We start from the raw sequence: 20,615 nt of genomic DNA on the forward strand, positions 1-20,615 counted from the left end.
GGCTCCGCGGACGTTTTCCCGGGCGATTCTCGCCCGGTGAATTTTCATTGAGTGGGGAGATAACAATAATATTGTGGGAATAACAATACCCTATATAGTTTTCTCCAACGACCTAGCGACAGGAGATTGAGAGTGGAGGTGCGCGGGCTTTTGCTGGATCGCGATGGGACGATCATCGATCTTCATGCTCCCTTTATCCGGATCGCGCAGAGGGCGGCGACCCTCTTTTCGCAAGGCGATCCGTTTCTGGAAGGCGCGCTGTTGAAGGCGGCAGGCTTCCAGCCCGAAGCGCGCCGAATGGGGGTCGAATGCGCTTTCGCCGCCGGAACGAATGAGGATGTCATCGCTGTCTGGCGACCATTGCTGCCAGGGATCTGCAAAGCAGATATTCAGGAACATCTGGCCGCAATCGACGCGCACGAAATGGCCGACGCCCAGCCGATCAGCAATGCCCTAGAAACCATAAAAGCCTTCTGGAAGGCGGGGTTTGCGCTTGGTATGGCAACAAATGCAACAACCTTGTCTGCACACGCCAGTGTCGACAGACTAGGGCTTGGCGATGCCATCGGCTTCGTCGCCGGCTGCGATAGCGGCTATGGAGCGAAGCCGGAACCCGGTATGGCGCTGGCTTTCTGCACGGCCTCTGGACTCCGGCGAGAGCAGGTAGCGATTGTCGGCGACACACCGCACGACATGCAAACTGGAAGAAATGCGGGCCTGGGACTTTGCATAGGTGTGTTGAGTGGCGCCGGGACAGAAGCCGATCTTATCGAAGCAGGCGCCCACGTCGTTCTCGGGAGCCTGTGCGAGGTGACGAGGCTCCTATAATTACAAGAGTGGAAAAAACAATTCACATCCTACTCTTTATGTGTAATTCTCCACGTAATGGGTGGGAATAATGACAAGGATGAGGGATTGATCCAGCACTCGTGGGATGTCGACAAGATAGTTCGTCATATCGCCGCACTGGATTTGTGGCGTGGATCGGTTCGGATCGAGCCCATGGTTGGCGGCCTCACCAACCACAACTTTATGGTACGGGATGCCGAGACGGCGTATGTGGCGCGCGTAAGCTTCGATATGCCGGCTCACGATCTCTATCAGCCCTTTGTGGCGACAGTGATGAACGCAGCCGCGAATTCCGGGATTTCCCCGCGGCTGCACTACCAGGACGACGCGCTTACCATTATGGATTTCCTGCCCGGCGGCACGTTGCGTCCGGACTCCTTCGCCGATCGCTCCGTTCTGGAAGCGGCGATCGATCTGCTGAAGCGGCTGCACTGCCTCGGCAGCAGCCTGCCGGGTCCGTTGCGCTTCTGCTATCCTCCCCAGAAGGTCAAACGCTACTACGCCTTCCTTGAGCAGGCGGGCAGCCGGGAAGCGGCGGACGCGATCCCTGAATTCGAGGCCCTGTGCGCGGCGATCGAGGCGCACATCCCGCCGTTCGTTCCGACTTTCGTCCACATGGATCTGCTGCCGCAGAATTTCGTCTTCGACGAACATGGGAGCCTGAGGCTGATCGACTGGGATTACGGCGGCATCGGCCATCCGATGGCCGATCTGGCGAGCATGACGATCAACGGCGACATCGCCCGTTCTGACTGGCAGCGGGTGGTATCGCACTATCTCGGCAAGCCGGCCGGCTTTCAGGAGATGAAGCTCTTCTCCCTGTTCTGCGTCGTGGTTTCCCTGATGGAATATCTCTGGGCGGCCGTACAGAAGCTCGTTTCGCATCTGCCGGGCGACACGGTGGCGGCGTCGATGGCGGCGACCTATGGCGACTACGCGCCGAGCTTCGAGGGCTACTGCGAACTCAATCTCGACCGTTTCAGGCGAGGCCTCGGCGAATATCGAAAAACCTACGGACCTCTCGAAACGGGAACCTGAAAGCAAACCGGCCTATCCGTGCCGGCCGGTTTGCATCGTTCAAAAGGCGCGGGAAAGGGAACAGGGGAATGAGAGCCACATCACACAGCACTCCCGCCATCCTTGTGGCGGCACTCGCGGGATCGTTCTATGCACTGGCCGCCGGTTCCGCATCGGCCTGGAGCCTCGAAGAGGCTTCCGCGCCCTACAAGGGCCAGACCATCACCATCGCCTGCGAGGCCTATGCGCCCTGCAACGCCTTCAAGAAATTCATTCCGGAATTCGAGCAACGGACCGGGATCAAGGTGACCATCGAGGCGGGCGATCTCGGTCAGATACAACAGCAGACCCTGACCGACGCGCTGACTGGCACGCAGATCTACGACCTGGTGCAGATGACCAATCTGGTGATCGGCGCCTGGGGCGAGCACGGCTTCGCGGAACCGATGCAGCCCTTCCTCGATAATGCGGCCCTGCACGACCCCGGCTACAAGCTCGAGGACATGTCGCAAGGCGTCATCGCCAGCACCGGCACCTACAAGGGCGTCCTCTACGGCATTCCCTACATGCTGAACTCGCCGTTCGGTATCTATCGCAAGGATCTCGCGGCCGACCCCGCCGAGCAGGCGGCTTTCAAGGCCAAATACGGCTACGACACGCCTTTCAACGGCGACAAGTGGATCGAGGTCGACGACTGGCAGAAATGGCGGGACGTCGCCGAATTCTACAACCGCAAGCCGGGCGAGAAGGTCGCCGGTCAGACCCTCGACCATGAATTGTGGGGCACCGCCGCGGCCTTCAAGCGGCACATTACCCTCTTCTACGACTATGAGCGCGTCCTGCTCGGCATGGGCGGCGTCATGGTCGACGACAACCGCGTGCCGCAGTTCGACAAGCCCGTCGCCAAGCAGGCGCTGGAATACCTTCTCGACTGGCGGCAGTTCTCGCCGCCTTCCTATAAGGAATACACCTGGGACGAGGAATATGCCGATTTCTGCACCGGCAAGCTATTCTCGACTCCCGGCTGGGCGGATTCGACGGCCATGGAAGAGAAGCCTGAGGAATGCCCAGTGGTTTCCGGGAAAATCGGCTATTTCCTCCACCCAGGCCCGCACACGGTCGCAGACGGCGCTTCATGGGTCATTCCATCAAAATCTCAGCATAAAGAGGCTGCCTTTCTGCTGGCGCAGTTCCTCGGAACCTACGACGTGCAGTCGCGCTGCCATCCACTGGGATGCCTGAGCTTCAGAAAGGACGTTCTTGCAAACCCGGAACTTGACGACGACGGCGCGACCGTCCTGTTCCGCAAGCTGCTAGCTGACCCGAGCCTCGTTTATCCGCGGCCGGCCCTGCCCGAATGGGTGGAGTTGCAGCCTCTGGTCCTCGACGAGCTGAGTGCGGCGGGGGCAGGTCAGCAGAACGCCGACACGGCGCTCGGGAAACTCCAGGCAGCATTCACAGAAATCCTGCAACCGTGAGCGGTGAGCCCGGAAACGCGGGGCCGGCCTTCATGGACACCCGGCCAGCCCAGCACCGCTTCATCAGCCTGTCCAACAGCAATTTTCGCGGTAGCTTCTGGGCGTTTCTCTACTGCCTGATGATCATCGTCCTCTGTCCATTGGCGCTCAACCTAGGGATATCCCGCTATGCCGTCGCGGCCGGCGTCCTTGTCGTTCTGCCTGCTGTCACGTCGCTCATGATCATCCTAATAAGAAAAATTTTTCGTGTGCAGTGATGACGCCATATCTGCTTATTCTCATTGCCATGTTTCCCCTTCAACTCGCCCTTGGTTGGTGGAACGACAAACATGGCCTGTTCGACAGCGGCGAAGTCGGATTCTGGGGAACGATGATCTTCGTCCTGGCCGGGATGACGTATCTTGGAGCTATGCAATGACGAATGTGAGCCTGCGCAGCCTGAGCAAAAGCTTTGGCCATTTTTCGGTGGTGAAAGCTTTTGACCTGGAGATAGCCGCCGGGGAGTTTGTCGTCTTCGTCGGTCCTTCCGGTTGCGGGAAGACCACTACCTTGCGCATGATCGCCGGGCTCGAACTGCCTACTGATGGAGAAATATTTATCGGCACCCGGGATGTGACCGATCTCGACCCGAGAGATCGACGGATCGCGATGGTTTTCCAGTCCTATGCTCTCTATCCACACATGACCATTCGCGAGAATCTGGGCTTCGCCCTGAAACTCGCAGGGGTTCAGAAGGAGGAGATCGCCCGCAAGGTCGAGGCAGTTGCCGCCACGCTCGGCCTGCAACAGTACCTGCAGTCCAAACCGCGCACGCTTTCAGGTGGCCAGCGTCAGCGCGTTGCACTCGGTCGCGCGATCATTCGTGAGCCCGACGTGTTTTTGTTCGACGAACCCCTGTCCAATCTCGACGCCAAGTTACGTGGCGTCATGCGTAACGAAATCATCCGCCTGCATAAATCACTCAAATCAACCATGATCTACGTCACGCACGATCAGGTCGAGGCGATGACCATGGGGGACAGGATAGTAGTCATGCACGGGGGTGTGGCCCAGCAGATCGGGACGCCGCTCGAGGTCTATGACGAGCCCGCCAATCTCTTCGTCGCCACCTTCATCGGTTCACCGAGCATGAACATCCTGGAAGGCGAGATCGCAAACGGTAAGTTCCTGTGCCAGGGTATTTCGATCGACAGTGCGGTTCATGTTATCGGAAAGACATATCTGGGAATAAGGCCGGAACACCTCAGAATCGTTTTGCGAGATACGCCCGGGGCCATCCGGGGAACTTTGGGCGTGGTAGAGCACCTGGGAGCGGAAACAATCGTCGAATTGCTGACCGATGGTCCAGTGATTACTGCAAGAATTCCGCGCACAGACGGACTGAGTGCTGGAGCAGAACTTTACGTCGCTGCAAAACACATTCATCTCTTCGACAAGGATGGGAGTAGAATCTAGGCTTAAAAACAGTGCCGCCCTGGTCGAGTGGTTTTGGACAAGCGCCGTCACCTCTCTGACGAAACCAAACCAGTAGTCCCTTCAATATCCGTTTGCCTTGGTTAGGGCGACATTATGTGAACCTGGAAGATATCGGTCCGCTCCCGACGCACTGGCAATCGACCCCGTTGCAGTTATTGATCACCTCCTATTCTTACCTTTCCCCGGTCACTGAGGTTTAAAATACAGCCAGAGCTTTCCGGCACCTCGTTTCCGGCATGCCCCCCCTACCCGGTAGCAGAAGTAGCGGCCTCGAAGAATTTCCAAAAAAGACTTGATCAAACCCTTAAAAGCGCGGTTCATTCTGCTCGGCGCATCGGCCAGCACCCTTGAAATGCGTCAGATTCGGTCAAATTGTTTCAAACCTGTCGAGGCCCAGTTGGAAGAGCGCGCAACCAATACACGAGTCGACATGCTGCCGGCCCAGCGTCACGCCTTGATCCTGGAGCGCCTGCGCATCGAGGGCATCGCCTCGATCCAGGACCTGTCCGCGGCGCTCGGCGCCTCACTGTCCACGGTGCGCCGCGATCTCGACTACCTGACGGAGCGAGGCTATGTCGAGCGCACACATGGCGGTGCGATCATTCAAAGTGCTCCGACCACCCGCTTCGAGCCCGAAGCCTCCATTGCGGCGGAAACGGCGCGCGCCCAGAAGGCGGCGATTGCAGCCGTTGCAGCCCAGCGCCTGACCTTTGGGCAGAGCGTTCTGTTCGATGCCAGTTCCACCGTCCGCGAAGCGGTGCGCGCCATCTGCACGCTCAACTTGTCTCTCACCGCGGTCACCAACGACATCGCTGGCGCCCTGCTGCTGTCGAATGCGGCATCGATCCACACGATCGTCGTCGGCGGCGCGATACGCCCCGGCTCGACGACGCTCGTCGGCTCACCGGGGCAGGATTTTCTTGGTAGCATCTACGCCGATGTCGCCTTCATCGGCGTGCACACCGTCTCGGGCGGCACCTTCACCGAGACTTCCCTGGAGGTCGCGGCGATGAAAAAGCGCATGATCGGCGCGGCGCGGAAGGTCATCGTCCTCGCCGACTCGCGCAAGTTCGGCGGACAGAGCTTCTGTCAGATCTGCACGGTCGACGATGTCGACGAGATCATCACCGACGAGGAATTGCCGATGGCGATACGCCGCGAATACGACGCGATCGACGTGCAATTGACCATCGCGCCGGCCATTGCGGGCTCTACCGGTTGACACAGGGGATACGCGTTCTCGCCGACGACCTGTCGGGCGCGCTGGATACGGCGGTTTGCTTCACCGGCCCCGCGGGCTCGCTCCTGGTCACACGCGCACAACCGGTGGCGGCCGCCTTCGCCTGCTCGACCGGTGCGCGCGATTTGTCCGACACGGCCGCAGCCGAAATCTTCATGAACTGCCTGCCATGGCTGCTCGCGGCCAGGCGGCCATTCCATAAGATCGACAGCCGCCTGAGGGGCCACGCCGCGCGTGAAATCGCCGCGATCCACAGGATCGCACCTGAACGCGCGATCGTCATCGCGCCTGCCTTGCCGGCCCAGGGGCGGATCGTCCGATCGGGATGCGTCATGTCACGCGCTGGCCCCGGCGAAGCCTGGATGCGCGAACCGACACTCCTGGCCAGCGAGCTCGCCGCCCTGGGGCTCGATGTGAAAGCGCGTTCGCCGGACGCTGCTTCCACGCCTCAAGGCATCAGCCTTTGGGACGCCGAGACGGATCACGACCTTGAACGGATCGCAACGATCGCGGCCTCCCGACCGGACGTCATCCTGTGCGGCTCATCCGGCGTGGCATCCGCCCTGGCGCGTGTCCTTCATATTCCCCCGCCGCGCACACACACCTCCTTCCAACGACCCAAACTGCTCATCGCCGGCACCGCTCATCCCCAAACGATACGACAGATCGCCCATCTCGATGCAACGGCAGCGGGGATGCATGTCGAGGTGGCGACAGACGGGGCCGGGTTCGAAAATGTGGCCGCCGCGATAGCTCGTGGAGACAGCCGGCTCATCACGCCTCTTTTGCCCGTCTACAGCACCGGTTCGGACATATCGGAGCGAATAGAAGCGTGGCTTGCTCGCGCCGCACGCTGCCTGCCGCGTCCGGGCAGCCTTTTCGTCACCGGTGGAGAAACTCTCGACATTTTAACCGGCGCCCTTTCGGCCGACGGCCTTCTCGTCGCTGGCCAGTTTGCCGACGGTGCGCCCGCCAGCCGCTTCCGCGCCGGTCGCTGGAATGGGTTGGACGTGATTTCCAAATCAGGCGGTTTCGGGCCGGTCGATCTGATTTCCAAATTTCTACTTGATGCTTTTTGATCGTTTATGATTTCTTATTGACGTTTATTGAATTCTTTTGCTACGCTCTAAATGAGCACTGAAGCACCTTCCGTGAGGCATCGAATGCGATCGGATGAGAAGACCTCGTTAGCTATCACGGTCGGCGATCCGGCTGGCGTCGGCCCGGAAATCGTCATGAAGGCCGTCGCACGCTGCAGCCGTCGGCTTGGTGACGGTACGCTGCGCCTGACGATCATCGGCTGCGCGGAAGCACTGGACACCGCCGCGGACGGCCTCGGCTTATCTCGCCTGGCACGCGTCGCGCGCCCGGGCGCCGTCACCGGCGGTGCGGGGGTTGTTGCCATCGAGCCGGGCCGCCAGGCACCAATTATCGGCATTGTCAGCGCCGAGGCGGGTCGGCACGCCTATCTTGCCATCGAACGAGCGGTGGACCTGGCTGTCGCCGGCACGATCGATGGCATCGTCACAGCACCTTTGAACAAGGAAGCGCTTAATCTCGCGGGTTACGCATTTTCCGGTCACACTGACATGTTGGCGCATCTGACCGGCACGTCCGGCTCGGTCATGATGCTCGCCCATGGCGATTTTCGCGTCACGCACCTGACGACGCACGTGGCCTTGGCGGACGTGCCGAAGCTGCTGACACCGGAGCGCTTGGCTCGAACCCTCGACCTGACGCTGGGCGCGTTGCGGAACCTCGGGATCGAGGCTCCGCGAATTGGTGTCGCCGCCCTGAACCCTCATGCGGGCGAAGGCGGTATATTCGGGCGCGAGGACATCGATATAACGGCCCCCATCGTCAAAGCCTATCGCGACAAAGGCGTTTCCGTGGACGGACCGCTGCCGGGCGATACCGTGTTCGTCAAGTTGAGGGGCGGGCAATACGACGCGGTAGTCGCCATGTATCACGATCAAGGCCACATCCCGGTGAAACTTCTAGGCTTTCATACCAACCCGAAGACCGGCGCCTGGGAAGCGTTGAATGGCGTCAACGTCACGCTAGGCCTGCCCATTATCCGCACGTCCGTCGATCACGGAACCGCGTTCGACATCGCCGGCAAAGGGGTCGCGAACGCCGACAGCCTTGTGGAAGCCATCGATTACGCCGTTGCGCTCACGCGTTCGCGCAAGACGTCGGCCACGACAATCTAAGAGGAAAGTGATGATGCACGACACTATCCCATCAGGCGAGATGCTGATTGACGGTCGATTCCGGGGGGCGGACAAGCATCGGGAGGTCATCAACCCGGCGACGGGCGAGGCTTTTGCCGAGGTCGCCATGGCCGATGCAGCCATGACCGAAGAGGCGATCGCCGCAGCCCGCCGCGCGCAGCCGGCATGGGGTGCACTCGCGCCGCTCGAACGAGCCCGCTACATGCGCAAGGTCGCCGCCGAAATTCGCGGTAACGCAGAATCCTACGCCCGGCTGATCGTCCGAGAGCAGGGCAAGCCCATCAACGAAGCGCGCGGCGAAGTCGCGGGCTCCGCCGAGTTTTTTGATTTTTTTGCTGAATTCGCCCGGCGTATCCAGGGCGAGATCCTGCCATCCGATTACGCCGGCGAACAGATATGGATTCAGCGCGTTCCCATCGGTGTCGTCGGCGCGATCATACCATGGAACTATCCGTTCGCGCTCGTTGCCCGCAAGGTGGCGCCGGCGCTGATTGCCGGCGATACGATCGTCCTGAAGAGCCATGAGGACACGCCCTTGTCCGCCCTGGCCATGGCGCGCATCTTCCACAAGGTGGGCATTCCGGCGGGTGTGGTGAACATCATAACCGGCACCGGCCCGATCGTCGGCGAAGCGCTCTGCGCGAGCCCCGAACTCGACCTGATCACGATGACCGGCAGCGTACCGACCGGCAAGCGCATCATGAGCAACGCCGCGGCTAATCTGACGCCTCTCTCCCTAGAGCTCGGCGGTAAGGCTCCTTTCATCGTCATGGCCGACAGCGACATCGACATCGCCGTGCGCTCCGCCGTCACCTCACGCTACATGAATTGCGGCCAGGTCTGCATCTGCAACGAGCGGACCTACGTCGAGCGTCCGGTTTACGACCGCTTTGTCGAGAAATTCGTCGCCGCCAGCCAGGCCTTGAGGATCGGCGATCCGATGGACAACGGGACGGATCTTGGCCCGAAGGTCAGCCGTGCCGAACTGGAAAAAGTCGAACGGCGCGTTGCCGAAGCCGTCGAGCAGGGCGCCAAAATTGTCATTGGCGGCAACCGCCCCGAAAAGCCGCCCCATGCCGGCGGCTTCTATTACAATCCGACAGTCATCACCGACGTGCGTCCAGAGATGTCCATTTTGAAGAACGAGGTCTTTGGGCCCGTCGTGCCGATCATGCCTTTCGACAGTTTCGAAGAGGTCGTTCATCACGCCAACGACAGCCGCTATGGGCTGTCGGCATATCTCTTCACCAACGACATCACAAAGATAATGCGTGCGGTGAACGAGGTTGCCTTCGGCGAACTATACGTCAATCGCGTTGGCCCGGAGAGCCTCCAGGGCTTCCATGTCGGATATCACGACAGCGGCTTCGGCGGCGACGACGGCAGCCATGGCCTCGAAGCCTATCTGCGCAAGAAGACGGTCTATCTGAATTACTCGGGGGCACCGACCAGCGGCCTGATGCCATACGGGAACTAGCGTTCTATTTTTCAACTCAACAGCAAGCGGGAGGCAATGAAAATGAAATTTCTGCGTTCTATCGGAGTTTCCGTTGCGGCGGCGGCACTACTGGCCATGCCGGCGCTCGCACAGGATACCAAGACCATTCCGCCGGAGGCGGCCGCCCTCATGGAGCCGCTGCCCATCTCCCCGACGGGGCAGGTCGTGCCGGGCTATCCCGATGGCGCGCCGGCCTCTTCGCCCGACGTGCTCAAAATATCGGACGAGGATATCGCAGCACTCAAATCGAAGAACTTCACCGCCGGCATCGTGATGCACACGATGGATGCAGGCTGGCCGACCCTGCAAGTCGCCGGCATCAAGACGACGCTGGAAAAGTACGGCATCAAGGTCGTCGCCGTGACCGACGCCAAATTCCAGCCGGGTACGCAGATCAGCGATCTGGAGCAGATGGTTGCCCGCAAGCCCGATGTGATCTTCTCCATCCCGATCGACCCGCAAAGCGAAGCCGCCGCTTATAAGAAAGCGGCTGAAGCTGGCATCAAGCTGGTATTCATGGACAACGTTCCTGTCGGCATGGCGCCCGGCAAGGACTACCTCACGGTCGTCGCATCCGATAACGAGAAGAACGCCTATTACGCCGCGCAGGAACTCGTCAAAGCGGTTGGCGGTGAAGGTGAAGTCGGCATCATCACATTGGTCTACGACTATTACTACTCTGTTGCCGCCCGCAAGGTCGGCGCGGAAAAAGCGTTCAAGGAACATCCCGGCATCAAACTCGTCGATGTCGGTACATTCACCTCGCCCGAGAAGGCATATGGTGTCGCAACGGCGATGCTGACCGCCCACCCCAACCTGAAAGGCATCTTCGTGGCTTGGGATACGCCAGCCCAGCAAGTGGTCGCCGCCGCCAAAACGCTCGGCCGCAGTATCATCGTCACGACGAATGACCTCGCGCAGGACAGCGCCCTCAACGTCGCACGCGGCGATTTCCTGGCTGTCGGCGCGCAACGCCCCTACGACCAGGGCGTGGCGGAAGCGAAGGCGGCAGCCCTTGGCCTGCTCGGTAAGTCCGTGCCACCCTATGTCGAGGTTCCGACCTTGAGGGTCAAGAAGCTCAACCTGATCAGCGCGCTCGAACTGGTGACGAAGGAGCCGGCGCCGAAATCGGTAATCGATCTCTGCAACGGCGAGTGTTTCTGAAACAATGGACGACGGCGGCCGGCTCTCCGACCGCCGCCACTGCCGGTCAAAAAGAGCATGGTAATTTCCACCTCCCATAAATCGACTGGCGTAAACCGGGAGCCGGCCCTGGTCGAAATGCACGATATCGTCAAGCATTTCGGAAGCGTCGAGGTCTTGCGTGGAGTCAATTTCGACATACGCCCAGGCGAGGTGCACGCGCTTCTTGGCGGCAATGGCGCCGGCAAATCGACCTTAATGAAAATTCTGATGGGCGTGCATCACGCCGATGCCGGCCGAATCCTCATAGAGGGTAAGGAAATAACGCCGACCGACGTGAGCGCCTCGCTCAGTCGCGGCGTGGCCATGATTTTTCAGGAACTCAGTCTGCTGCCGAACCTGAGCGTGGCCGAGAATATTTTCTTTGGCCGTGAACCGCTGCGCAGCGGCTTCCGGATCGACCGTCGCGCTATCAGAAAAAAGAGCCGCGAGTTGCTTGCGGATAGTGGGTTCACCATCCCCGTCGGCGCGACAGTGGAAAGCCTTCCCTTCGCACAAAGACAGGTAGTCGAGATCATACGAGCCACATCGTTCGGCGCGCGCGTACTGATCATGGACGAACCCACCTCCGCGCTAACCTCACGCGAGGTGGAAAAGCTCCTCGAACTCATCGGGCATCTGGTGAAGCGGGGGAACGGCATCGTCTATATCAGCCACCGCATGGGAGAGATCATGCGGGTAGCTGACCGCATCACCATCTTGCGCGATGGCCAGAGCAGTGCCCCGATTGCAATCGCCGATACACGTGTTGAAGATATCTCGAAACAAATGAGCAGTACGGCGCGAGCCGGTCGCCCAATCGGCAAACCGTCTCGGCCGAGGGTTGAGGCAGTGCCCACGGACGTTCCAGTTCTCAGACTTCATAATTTCAGCACGGCACGAACCCTTAACAATATCGATCTGACGGTAATGCCCGGCGAGATCGTCGGCATAGCAGGACTGGTCGGGTCCGGCCGCTCGACGCTTTGCAAAGCGATCACGGGGCTTGTCCCCGACGCGCAGGGGACGATCGAGATCGAGGGCCGCACCGTTCGGCCGGGCAAGCCTCATGACGTGTTAGGCAAGGGTGTCGGTTTCGTCCCGGAGGACCGCAGGCTGGAAGGCCTGGTGATCGATCATTCGCTTGAAACCAACATAGCACTGCCCAATCTCCGGCGGGTTGCCAGCGGCGGTGTATTAGGAATCGTTTGGCATGACCGAATTCGTAAATTATTTGAATATGGAACGAGCGGCCTCGCGCTCGTCGCCCGCGAACCCTCGCAGCCAGCCAGCGAACTGAGCGGCGGCAACCAGCAGAAGGTGGTGGTAGCAAAGTGGCTGGCCAGCCGGCCGCGCCTGCTTATTCTCGACGAACCGACTGCGGGCGTGGATATCGGCGCCAAGGCCGACATGGCGGCCGCGTTGAGGCGGGCCGTGGACGAAGATCGGCTCGGCGTGTTGCTGGTCAATTCCGAACTCGACGAAATGGCGACGCTCTGCGACCGCATCATGATCATGGAGCACGGCCGGCTGACAGGCAGCGCACCGGCGGGAATTGAGCCTGCGCAACTTCAAGCCCTTCTGCTCAAAGGGAACAGCGAGATCATTACGGGACGGAAAGCGCAATGAGTGGCACGACCCAATCCGATACATCAGCGCGGTTTCCGGCTGTGACGCGATTTTTCAGGGACAATATAACTTACATCATATTCGGACTGGTTACGCTCTACTTCGTGGCTACGGCACCGGGCTTCGCAACGGTCGGCACAGCCGAAGCGATCCTCAGAATCACTGCGATCGTGTCGATCATGGCGGTAGGGATGACATTCGTCATCATCACCGCCGAAATCGACCTTTCCGTCGGCTCGATGGCCAGCCTTGCCGGCATGGTCGCGGCACTCTTGCTTGAGTCCGGGTTCGGCTGGGTCTCATCGATTCTGTTGACGCTGCTTTTCGGGGCGATTGTTGGCGCTTTTTCCGGTCTGCTGGTCACGCTGCTGCGTATTCCCTCCTTTCTCGTAACGTTAGGCATGCTCTCGGTTCTATCGGGAATCGCATTGACGATTACCGGCACGCGCTCTGTTCCCATCGTATCGGACGACTTCACCCAGGCGTTGTGGGGCGGGTCCGCCTTCGGCCTGCCAGCGCCCATCGTCTGGACAGCGATCGTGGCGATCGTCGGCTTTTACGTGCTCCACCTCACGCCGCTCGGTCAGCGGGTCTTCGCCACCGGCGGCAATGTGGTGGCCGCGCGGTTTTCCGGCGTGCAGACCGATCGTATCAAGCTTCTGGCATTTACGCTTTCCGGCTTTACCGCAGCGCTTGCAGGCCTGATGCTGTCCGCGCGCAGTACGGCCGGCAACCCCAGTCTCGGGGCAGGACTCGAACTGGACGTCATTGCTGCCGTCATCATCGGCGGCACGAGCCTTTTCGGTGGACGCGGCAGCATCATAGGTTCGGTTGTCGGCGCGATATTCATCGGCATCGTAGGATTCGGCCTGCTCGTAATGGGTTTTTCGACCTCCATTCAGGAGATCATCAAAGGAGCGATCATCATCGGCGCCGTCGCGCTGGCCCGGCGTTAGGTCGGGGGCATCAAGGAGGACGTACCGTGCCGAAATGGAGGATGGCGTATCACGCCAACTGCTGGGGCCCGCTGGGAGGCGATCCTGTCGGGATCACGTCGATCAGCCGCCTATCATACCGAACCTTCGGCGACATGGCGAAAGCCGCATCGGAGATAGCCGAAGCCGGCTATGAAGGCATCGAATTCTTCGACGGCAACGTGTTGGACGGGCAAGAAGACGGCTACCGCACCCTGCACAAGCTTCTTTCGGAGACGGGGCTTGCCCTGGTAGCGGTCTATTGCGGCGCCAATTTCATTTTTCACGACGTCTTGCAAGAAGAGCTGTCCCGTATCGAAAAAGCGGCAGATGCCGCGCAGGCTCTCGGCAGTGATCATTTAGTGGTCGGTGGCGGCGCCCGGCGCTTCGATGGCTCGCGTATGGAGGACTACGACAATCTCTCCCACGCGCTCGACAAGGTGCAGTTGATCGCGCAGAAGCGCGGGCTAGCCGCGCATTACCACCCTCACCTCACCACAATGGTCGAGAACCCGGCCGAAGTACGCAAAATCTTCTCAACGACCGGCATCAATTTCTGCCCGGATACCGGCCATCTGGCGGCAGCTGGCGGCGACGCAGCCGCGATGGTCCGCGAACACGCTGCGCGCATCTCCTACGTGCATCTGAAGGGTTGGCAACGCGAGCCGTTCACCTTCGTGCCGGTGGGGCGCGGGGACTGTGATAACGCGGCCGTTATCCGAACACTGAAAGATATCGGCTACGAAGGCTGGGTCTGCAACGAACTCGACAGTTGGCCAGATCCAGCCGCCGGAGCTCGCGAAAGTCTGGCGTTCGTCAATTCCGAGATGGCTAAGCCGTAACCGGCGGCGGGAAGCCGCGATCACCGCTTCCCAACATGGAAGCGCCGAAAGGGAGAAACATAGCATGGCGGAACCGACGTTCTTCACGCCGCACCAGCGTGCGACCGTGGAAGCGGCGATGGCGCGGATCATCCCGTCCGACGACACTCCGGGCGCGCTTGAAGCGGGCTGCATCGACTTCATCGACCGCTACCTGTCGGGGATCGATTTCATCTTCGCCAAGCCGGACGGCTCGGGCTTTGAAGTCCTGGAAGGGAAAGCCGCCGAGTCCTGGCGCCAGCGGATCGAAATCCTGCGCGCCAAGTACAACCAGGGCATTGCCGATCTGGACACACGCGCACAATCTGCCTTCTCGGCCAATTTCGTCGCTCTTACTCCCGAACAACAGGACAGCATCCTCAGAGCCGTCGATGCACGCGGTCAGGCTGCCCCCGGCGTGGATGAGGCAGCCGACTCCTCTGGACCAGCCTTGCAGCAGACATCGACGGAAATCGACCTGGATTTCTTTCCTCTATTGGTCGTTCACACCCGGCAAGGCTTTTACGCTGACCCCATCTACGGCGGCAACAGGCAGCAGATGGGCTGGAAGACGATAGGGTTTCACGGCCCCCTATCCATGAAGGACGTTCATGAAGGCCGCTATACGACGCTACCGTTCTTTGCCGAAGGAGAAGCCGAGAAGGTCAGGGAGTTTCACGATGGCCTTTAACAACAAGCCCGCCCGAGCCGAGGCCGTCATCATCGGCGCGGGCGCATCCGGATCGACCGCTGCCAAGGTTCTTTGCGAAGCCGGGGTCAAGGTAGTGGCGCTCGAAAAAGGCCCATGGCGTAAACGTGAAAGCTTCGGCGGCGACGAACTCGCCAATATCAATCGATATAATCTATGGCCCGATCCCTTGCTCAACCCGCGTACATGGCGGGAAACTGCATCCTCTAGGGCCAGGATAGACCAGTTCTGCCCGGTGCCGCAGATGGTCGGCGGGGGTACGGTCCATTGGCAGGGATGGCTACCCCGGTTCACGCAAAACGATTTCCGCCTGAGAACAATCGCCGGCGACCTTGCCGGCGCGAGCCTCGCGGATTGGCCGATCACCTATGACGAACTTGAGCCCTACTACCTGAAGGTCGAATGGGCTTTCGGCGTGTCTGGGCAAGCGGGTGCCAATCACTTCGAATCGCATCGCTCCGGCGGCTATCCCTGCCCGCCCATGCCGGTTTCCCGCTATGTGGAGAAATTTCATAAAGGCTGCTCGGCGCTCGGCTGGAATTCGTTCCCACTCCCGCAGGCAGCGCTCTCACGCCCTTACAACGGACGCAGGGCAACAGTCATCAGTGCCTTCGCCCAACAGCACGGGGACCCGACGGGAACGCGGTCGTCGGCCCTCAACATTTTCGTGCCTGATGCCGCCGCGACGGGGAATTATGACCTTCGACCCCAATGCGTGGTACGAGAACTGACGCTCGACCGGCAGGGGCGGATCAAGGCCGCCATCTACGAAGACGGCGAAGGCAACCTGTTCGAGCAGGAAGCAGACCTTTTTATCCTCGCCTGCGGCGCCGTCGAGACGGCACGTCTTCTGCTGTTGTCGAAGTCGGGCCGTTTCCCCAACGGCGTAGCCAACGGCAACGACCTGGTTGGCCGCAATGTTACCTTTCATGAATATTCCGCAGCCGTCGGCACATATGAAGATCCGATCTATGCCTGGGCCGGTGGCGGCTACGTCAGTGCGTCGACCTTCCAACATTACGAGCACGACCCCTCGCGCGGTTTTGTTTCGGGCGGGCACCTCGCCGTCGCGGGCGTCGGCATTCCTCTGCCGATCAACTGGCACCTGCCGGGGGCGCCGACATGGGGCGCGGAAGCCAAGAAAATCGACCGCGAATATTTCAACCATTCGCTCGCCGTCGCAATGGTTCTTCACGATATGCCGCAGCACGAGAATCGGATCGATCTTGATGACGAGGTCGTCGACGCCTGGGGGCTGCCGGTTGCACGCATCACCCTCAAGCCACACCGCAATGACCTTGACCAGGGTCGTTATCTCATCGATCGAGCTGCCGACATCCTCGAAGCGAGTGGAGCCTTGGATATCCGCAAGGTCTACGCCGATCGTATAACGGGCAACTGTTCCCATCAGCACGGCACGGCGCGCATGGGTGATGACCCTGAGAGTTCCGTGCTCGACAAATGGTGTCGCGCCCACGAGGTCGAAAATCTCTATGTCGTGGACGGCTCGCTGTTTCCCACCGCGACCGGAGCCAACCCAACGCTCACGATCATGGCAAACGCCTGGCGTGTGGCTGACAAAATCGTGGCAGAACGAGGTAACACCACGTGAACAACCAGCTACCTCTACTTCAATTCGATGGGGGGGCAGACGCCGTCGAAGCAGAACTTACAGAATTATGGAATTATATAACCTCCGGCGGGCGCGGTTTTCCTGCCAGAGGTATGGCTAGCCTTCTTCTCTGAACCATTTTAATATTCTATTTCAATAACATAGGCGCTCGTATGTATACCTTGGGCGGCGTACCAACGATTTCCATTGCCGTTGCAGTAGAAGTCATAAACGAACTGCCTCGTTGGCTCGCCACATCAGGGCATAGTTCTGTCCGCAAAATTGATACCGCGCCACGCCGTACACTGTAGGTGGGCGGTAATATCGGCCGCAGTAGCCGTTGACTGCGAAGCGCACTTTTCTCCCATCGCTGGCCGCTCTACGGGCGCCAACAGCTGAAAGTGTGCACATGTGCTTTCGCCCCGCCGAGAAAAGCCGTGGCCGTCACCGAACAGGTTTCCCCAAATGTTCAACTCCCCGAGTTGCCGGGGAGTGGGCCATCCGCCGGGTCCGCTTCTATGGGGGCTCGACTAGCGTTTTCTCGCCACCACCAAGAAATTTTGGGCAAAGCGCTCCGGGATACCGGCTCTCCTGCTTATCGTCTCAACGGGCCCGACCAACATTTCGCAAAGCCTTGGTAGCAGCCATCCGGGCCGCGGCAAGTACCCGTAACCAATGACCTGTTCGACGACGAAGCCATTGGAAACGAGCATCTGGCGATATGCCTGGACGCTCAGCGTATTGCGCACGACGCGTCCCTGACATCGGTTTAGAAAGCGATAGACCAGCCCCATTGGCGAGGATGCGTTCATGTGGATGTTGGAAACCAGCAACCCGCCCTCGTTCAAATGCTCATGAATAGCCAAAAGTGCGTCTTTCCTAAGAGTGCCTTCAGCGTTCAAGAAGAATCGAAAAGCCGTAACCACGTCGAATCTTCTGGGGAGCGGGGAGACCGTCAGATCGGCTTTCACCAGCGTCACTGTCTCCGGAACCTGCGCGCAAGCAAGCATGGATTGGGAGACATCGACCCCAACCACCACGCCAAACAGTGGGCCTGCGACATTTGTAACGCGGCCTGTGCCGCACGCGAAGTCAAGACAGCTGCGGTCCGGCCCGGCAAAAGACTTGAGAATGCTTTCGACGAGAGGTCGTTCGATACGCGACCACAACGCAGCATAGTAGCCGGAACAGAACGTTCTCAGGTAACTGTCGCCGTAGCCAGCGTTCTGATGGCTTGATCGGTAATCGCTATAAGCGCCCCGCTCGGATGGCCGCTCGCCCAACACGTAAACATCGGAACCATCCATCGCGACAATCTCCTTTCTCGGCCCGCGAATAAAGGTCACTCTTCACAATCGATCTTCATGCTTTCACACGACGCAGACCTTACAAATGCGTAAGGAATGAAGGGGTCGTCAGGGGGGCGCTCCTCAAGGATGTGAGGCCGGCAGCCACAGAGAATGGATCAAGCCGGCAACTTGAACGTCACAGAAGCCTTGGGTTGGTGTGCGGCAGCCTGGTACCACGAGCGCGCCGGCTACGCGCAGATAGGCGGCGAGCTATATCCCGCGGAAAGTGGAATTGCCGCACAGTTCATGGCTGCCGATGATGTCCTAAGACTCTTGGATTACACAAGTTATTTTGAACTCACCAATCAGCCGCTCCAGGACAATCGGTCTGCCAGACGCAAGCTGCGCTATAAGCCGAAAGGGCGACGCGCTTTCTGCGCAGCTCCTCAATCTGACCGTTTTCATTGATCAAGCCGCTTTGCGCGAGCACGTCGAGCGCCGGCTATTTTCAAAGGAACATCCAGACGTCAGCGACGTTTGCGCGGATGGCTCTCGTTACCGGGTTCGCATCTGCGGTGGTGGTTCTGTTTGTCGTCCTGCTGCTCACGCACGCAGCCCGAGACCTGCAAAGCTCGCCAATCTATCACAGGATGTGTCGCCGACTGCGCCGAGCCTTTAGCGCTTCTTCGGCTTCGGAGTGATTTTCTCCACCCGAACCTGGTCGCCAACCTCCTTGGCCATATCGAACGCCTTCTGCTTGTCCTTGGTGGTCAGCACGGTCCGCCAGTACGGCTTCTCGAATACGCTGACGATGTAGGTCGTGACCGGATTGCCGGCCATCTCTGCCCCTGGCGGTTGAAAGCCCGCGCCTCGTGGGAGAACGCGGGCCGATCAGGGCTTTTCAGCCGATCTTCAGCAGGGGAGCCCGCCCTGCCGCAGATGGAAACTGTTAGCGATCTCTAATGTTCAGTCAAGCTTGCGCATCACCGGGCTCTCACTAAAACGTGACCACCTGCTTATATGAGCATCATCTAAATGAATGCGCTGTCGCCAATTCGGCGTCAGGAGAGAGAGGAGACAATCCATGAACTTCAAAACTGTCTGCTTAGGCGCCTTGGCTGCTACCGTGATTGCCGGCTCGGCGTTGGCCGGTATCCTCGACGAGCCAAAGATGATGGCCCCCTTCTTCACTGATAAGACCATGAAGACCATGAAGGCGGATGCCGACATGAAGAAGGTCTGGGCAAAGATGTCGAAGAAGCATCAGACTGCCATGATGAAGGAATGCCAGGACGCGGCGATGAGCAAACCGCATGCTGAGTTCTGCGCCAAGTTGAACGCGCTGGCCGGCAAGGCCTGAGCATCTAGGGCACTGATGGGTGTGGCGAGCCGCGAGGATCGCCATTCCCATCTATTCGGGCATGCCAGGGTCGTAATGCATCTCGTAGATTTTCTTCGTGGGGTTCTCCGTTATTCCCTCAAGTGCCGTCAGTTTTGCCGGCGGTGTCAACCCGGTGGCAGCCATTACCAACTCTGCCAACAGCCAGAAGCCGCATGGGATGAAAACCAGCACTACTATCGAACTGCGTTCGGATTTCTCTTTCATTTGGCCGTGAAGAACGTCAGCAGAACTTTACCTTTGTCGCCCAGCAAACAGACAAAACGGTCTGGTGTGCCGGTTTTCCCGTTTCGAGCGATATAGGCTTCGCCCAGCACAACCATCTTGACGGGAACGTCCTCAACGTTGGTGTCGGCCTTGCTCATCGCGACACTCTCCATGTCGATCACGAGGTCGCTGATGTCTTTGGACTTTTCCTGAAGCGCCAACAGTCCGGTGGATTTGCACGCTGTGATTGACGGGTCGTCGGTCGTTTGAGCAAGGCAGCCTCCCGTCAGCGCTCCCAGGATAACCGACGACGCAATCATTTTTCTAATCAACATCGGTCCTCCAACGAACAAGCCGTAGGCGCCGGCCTAGAGGCAAAGACGCGCCGAGAGGAAAGCCCTGATCTCGATATTCGTTCCTCCGCGCTGCATAAATGCTGTCTTATGTAGCGCGCACCGACTTTGCGCACGAGGCCGGCAGCCACAGAGAATGGATCAAGCCGGCAACTTGAACGTCACAGAAGCCTTGGGTGGGTGTGCGGCAACCTTGTACCACGAGCGCGCCGGCTATGCGCAGATAGGCGGCGAGCTATATCCCGCGGCTCAATGCAAAGCAAAGGGCTGGTACGACGGCCAGGCCAATTGCCATGGCTACGACAACGACAACACCAAGTCTCTCGGTTCGTCTGACGAGGTCCGCCATCTTATCATCTTCCGACGAAAGGAGGTCCAAGGCCGAGGAGGTATCAGGAGCGGGGGAATTGTTGTCATTCGCGGCCTGACTTCCGCCGTGATGGACAATCGTTCTCTCGACAAAACTCACCGGTTGCCCCGCTTCCAAAAATCTCACGACAGTCACCACTAGGCCACATCCACAACAGGGATTTGCGCGCTCCACCGAGGGGCAACGCAGGTGCGATCCTAACGTGCTTGCCAGGCTCCGGTTGCGGCGCAGGACTTCAG

23 protein-coding genes are annotated in these 20,615 nt (G+C 59.6%); 19 read left to right on the plus strand and 4 right to left on the minus strand.

Features of this window, described 5'->3' with window-relative positions; genetic code table 11:
- Positions 1–132: 132 nt before the first annotated feature.
- From AC07SZ_RS19390 to AC07SZ_RS19465, 16 genes are all read left to right on the plus strand, one after another.
- Positions 133–828 carry an HAD family hydrolase gene (locus AC07SZ_RS19390; protein WP_494915467.1) on the plus strand — a complete coding sequence of 232 codons (696 nt, stop codon included), beginning with the start codon at positions 133–135 and terminating at the stop codon, positions 826–828.
- An 87-nt stretch (positions 829–915) separates the two neighbouring features.
- Positions 916–1,887, plus strand: a complete 972-nt coding sequence (locus tag AC07SZ_RS19395; RefSeq protein WP_494915469.1) for a phosphotransferase — start codon at positions 916–918, stop codon at positions 1,885–1,887.
- 68 nt (positions 1,888–1,955) lie between these two features.
- Positions 1,956–3,344, plus strand: coding sequence for an ABC transporter substrate-binding protein (locus AC07SZ_RS19400; protein ID WP_494915471.1), 1,389 nt, complete (start codon positions 1,956–1,958; stop codon positions 3,342–3,344).
- Between the two features lie 32 nt (positions 3,345–3,376).
- Complete coding sequence (locus AC07SZ_RS19405) at positions 3,377–3,601, plus strand: hypothetical protein (RefSeq protein WP_494915473.1); 225 nt, start codon at positions 3,377–3,379, stop codon at positions 3,599–3,601.
- Positions 3,601–3,762 (plus strand): hypothetical protein, encoded by a 162-nt coding sequence (locus AC07SZ_RS19410; protein WP_494915475.1) that lies wholly within the window; start codon positions 3,601–3,603, stop codon positions 3,760–3,762. Before AC07SZ_RS19405 ends, AC07SZ_RS19410 begins: the two co-directional genes overlap by 1 nt.
- On the plus strand, positions 3,759–4,799 hold the full coding sequence (locus AC07SZ_RS19415; protein ID WP_494915476.1) for an ABC transporter ATP-binding protein: 1,041 nt from the start codon (positions 3,759–3,761) through the stop codon (positions 4,797–4,799). The genes AC07SZ_RS19410 and AC07SZ_RS19415 overlap by 4 nt, the downstream gene beginning before the upstream one ends.
- A gap of 313 nt (positions 4,800–5,112) precedes the next feature.
- Positions 5,113–6,042, plus strand: a complete 930-nt coding sequence (locus AC07SZ_RS19420) for a DeoR/GlpR family DNA-binding transcription regulator (RefSeq protein WP_494915477.1) — start codon at positions 5,113–5,115, stop codon at positions 6,040–6,042.
- Positions 6,039–7,139 carry a four-carbon acid sugar kinase family protein gene (locus tag AC07SZ_RS19425; protein WP_494915479.1) on the plus strand — a complete coding sequence of 367 codons (1,101 nt, stop codon included), beginning with the start codon at positions 6,039–6,041 and terminating at the stop codon, positions 7,137–7,139. Before AC07SZ_RS19420 ends, AC07SZ_RS19425 begins: the two co-directional genes overlap by 4 nt.
- Before the next feature lie 84 nt (positions 7,140–7,223).
- The gene (gene pdxA, locus AC07SZ_RS19430) at positions 7,224–8,273 is read left to right on the plus strand and encodes a 4-hydroxythreonine-4-phosphate dehydrogenase PdxA (RefSeq protein ID WP_494915481.1); all 1,050 of its coding nucleotides are present in this window, start codon (positions 7,224–7,226) and stop codon (positions 8,271–8,273) included.
- A 13-nt stretch (positions 8,274–8,286) separates the two neighbouring features.
- Positions 8,287–9,771, plus strand: a complete 1,485-nt coding sequence (aldA, locus tag AC07SZ_RS19435) for an aldehyde dehydrogenase (RefSeq protein WP_494915482.1) — start codon at positions 8,287–8,289, stop codon at positions 9,769–9,771.
- A gap of 42 nt (positions 9,772–9,813) precedes the next feature.
- Positions 9,814–10,956, plus strand: coding sequence for a substrate-binding domain-containing protein (locus tag AC07SZ_RS19440; RefSeq protein WP_494915484.1), 1,143 nt, complete (start codon positions 9,814–9,816; stop codon positions 10,954–10,956).
- A 57-nt stretch (positions 10,957–11,013) separates the two neighbouring features.
- The gene (locus tag AC07SZ_RS19445; protein ID WP_494915485.1) at positions 11,014–12,603 is read left to right on the plus strand and encodes a sugar ABC transporter ATP-binding protein; all 1,590 of its coding nucleotides are present in this window, start codon (positions 11,014–11,016) and stop codon (positions 12,601–12,603) included.
- Positions 12,600–13,559, plus strand: coding sequence for an ABC transporter permease (locus AC07SZ_RS19450; protein WP_494915486.1), 960 nt, complete (start codon positions 12,600–12,602; stop codon positions 13,557–13,559). The genes AC07SZ_RS19445 and AC07SZ_RS19450 overlap by 4 nt, the downstream gene beginning before the upstream one ends.
- Before the next feature lie 41 nt (positions 13,560–13,600).
- The gene (locus AC07SZ_RS19455) at positions 13,601–14,419 is read left to right on the plus strand and encodes a sugar phosphate isomerase/epimerase family protein (RefSeq protein ID WP_494915488.1); all 819 of its coding nucleotides are present in this window, start codon (positions 13,601–13,603) and stop codon (positions 14,417–14,419) included.
- A 64-nt stretch (positions 14,420–14,483) separates the two neighbouring features.
- Positions 14,484–15,128 carry a gluconate 2-dehydrogenase subunit 3 family protein gene (locus AC07SZ_RS19460; protein WP_494915489.1) on the plus strand — a complete coding sequence of 215 codons (645 nt, stop codon included), beginning with the start codon at positions 14,484–14,486 and terminating at the stop codon, positions 15,126–15,128.
- Entirely contained in the window at positions 15,118–16,758 is a 1,641-nt protein-coding gene (locus tag AC07SZ_RS19465; RefSeq protein ID WP_494915490.1) for a GMC family oxidoreductase, read from the plus strand. Before AC07SZ_RS19460 ends, AC07SZ_RS19465 begins: the two co-directional genes overlap by 11 nt.
- 530 nt (positions 16,759–17,288) lie before the next feature.
- Here AC07SZ_RS19465 and AC07SZ_RS19470 read toward each other — a convergent pair.
- Complete coding sequence (locus tag AC07SZ_RS19470; protein WP_494915492.1) at positions 17,289–18,065, minus strand: class I SAM-dependent DNA methyltransferase; 777 nt, start codon at positions 18,063–18,065, stop codon at positions 17,289–17,291.
- A gap of 153 nt (positions 18,066–18,218) precedes the next feature.
- Between AC07SZ_RS19470 and AC07SZ_RS19475 the strand changes: the two genes are divergently transcribed.
- Positions 18,219–18,515, plus strand: coding sequence for a hypothetical protein (locus AC07SZ_RS19475; protein ID WP_155772504.1), 297 nt, complete (start codon positions 18,219–18,221; stop codon positions 18,513–18,515).
- A gap of 207 nt (positions 18,516–18,722) precedes the next feature.
- Here AC07SZ_RS19475 and AC07SZ_RS19480 read toward each other — a convergent pair whose 3' ends face one another.
- On the minus strand, positions 18,723–18,887 hold the full coding sequence (locus tag AC07SZ_RS19480; protein WP_494915494.1) for a hypothetical protein: 165 nt from the start codon (positions 18,885–18,887) through the stop codon (positions 18,723–18,725).
- Positions 18,888–19,131: 244 nt separating this feature from the next.
- Here AC07SZ_RS19480 and AC07SZ_RS19485 point away from each other — a divergent pair, with 244 nt between their 5' ends.
- A complete protein-coding gene (locus tag AC07SZ_RS19485; protein ID WP_056575745.1) occupies positions 19,132–19,407 on the plus strand; it encodes a hypothetical protein in 276 nt (91 codons plus the stop codon).
- Positions 19,408–19,458: 51 nt separating this feature from the next.
- On the opposite strand, the gene AC07SZ_RS19490 is transcribed toward AC07SZ_RS19485, so the two are convergent.
- Both AC07SZ_RS19490 and AC07SZ_RS19495 read right to left on the minus strand, forming a co-directional pair.
- The gene (locus tag AC07SZ_RS19490) at positions 19,459–19,653 is read right to left on the minus strand and encodes a hypothetical protein (RefSeq protein ID WP_494915496.1); all 195 of its coding nucleotides are present in this window, start codon (positions 19,651–19,653) and stop codon (positions 19,459–19,461) included.
- On the minus strand, positions 19,650–19,988 hold the full coding sequence (locus AC07SZ_RS19495) for a hypothetical protein (RefSeq protein WP_172371971.1): 339 nt from the start codon (positions 19,986–19,988) through the stop codon (positions 19,650–19,652). The genes AC07SZ_RS19490 and AC07SZ_RS19495 overlap by 4 nt, the downstream gene beginning before the upstream one ends.
- 154 nt (positions 19,989–20,142) lie before the next feature.
- Between AC07SZ_RS19495 and AC07SZ_RS19500 the strand changes: the two genes are divergently transcribed.
- Positions 20,143–20,517 carry a hypothetical protein gene (locus AC07SZ_RS19500; protein ID WP_056575751.1) on the plus strand — a complete coding sequence of 125 codons (375 nt, stop codon included), beginning with the start codon at positions 20,143–20,145 and terminating at the stop codon, positions 20,515–20,517.
- The last annotated feature ends 98 nt before the right edge of the window (positions 20,518–20,615 follow it).

This window comes from Mesorhizobium sp. GW821-FHT07A06 (assembly GCF_059419085.1).